The following is an 807-nucleotide window of genomic DNA, read 5'->3' as shown; positions in this document are numbered from 1 at the left end:
AATCGAAAAAGCTCTACGTAGACTTCTACTACTTCGGGCAACGCATCACCAGGTCAACAGAGCTGGATGACACCCCGGCCAATGAACGCCGTGTTCGTGATTTCCTTGACCGGATTCACCAGCGGATTGAAGATGGCACTTTCCGCTTTGCAGACGCCTTCCCTGGCGCCTCTGAGCAGGAAAAGGCCCACTTCACCATGTTGGAAGGCAGGGAGTACCGACCGGAACCGCACCAGGTTCTTTTCGGTGAATACGTGAAGGAATGGATGGATACTATCTTCCCCTCCTTCAGCTCACCGACGAAGCGGAACGACTACCGGGAAGCTATCGAGACGAAGATCCTCCCTCACTTCAAAAACGTCTCCTTTTACCAGATCACCAGCACCACGGTTTTCAAGTTTGCCGACTCCCTGCTATGCACTCGCGGGAAGAACAAAGGAAAGCCACTTTCCACGGCCCGGAAGATGAATATTCTGATGCCGTTCAGGGCGATCTGGAACGATGCCTGTGACCATTACCGCTGGGTACTGAAAAGCCCCTTTGACAACCTGAAAAAAAGGCTGCCAAAGACTGAGAAGAAAGAGCACGTTGTCATTCGGTTCGATGAATGGCTCCGGTTCCTGGATCACCTCCCCTCTTTCTATCAGCCGATTGCCGAGTTCATGATCCTGACCGGCATGATCCCTTCCGAAATGGGAGGATTGAAGAAAGAGGACATCAACAGCGATTACATCAACGTCAAATGCTCCTTCGTTCTCGGCCAGGACAAGCAAACCCTGAAGACTGCATTCAGGAAGCGTCAAATCT

At 51.8% G+C, this 807-nt stretch carries 1 protein-coding gene; it reads left to right on the top strand.

Features of this window, described 5'->3' with window-relative positions:
* Window positions 1-807, top strand: an 807-nt coding sequence (locus KOM00_RS20500) for an Arm DNA-binding domain-containing protein (RefSeq protein WP_216500870.1), incomplete at both ends; no start/stop codon positions are given.

It is taken from the genome of Geomonas diazotrophica (genome assembly GCF_018919385.1).
Classification (GTDB): Bacteria; Desulfobacterota; Desulfuromonadia; order Geobacterales; family Geobacteraceae; genus Geomonas; species Geomonas diazotrophica.
Note: the sequence above shows the minus strand (reverse complement) of the source record. Positions and strands in the feature narration are given on the sequence as shown.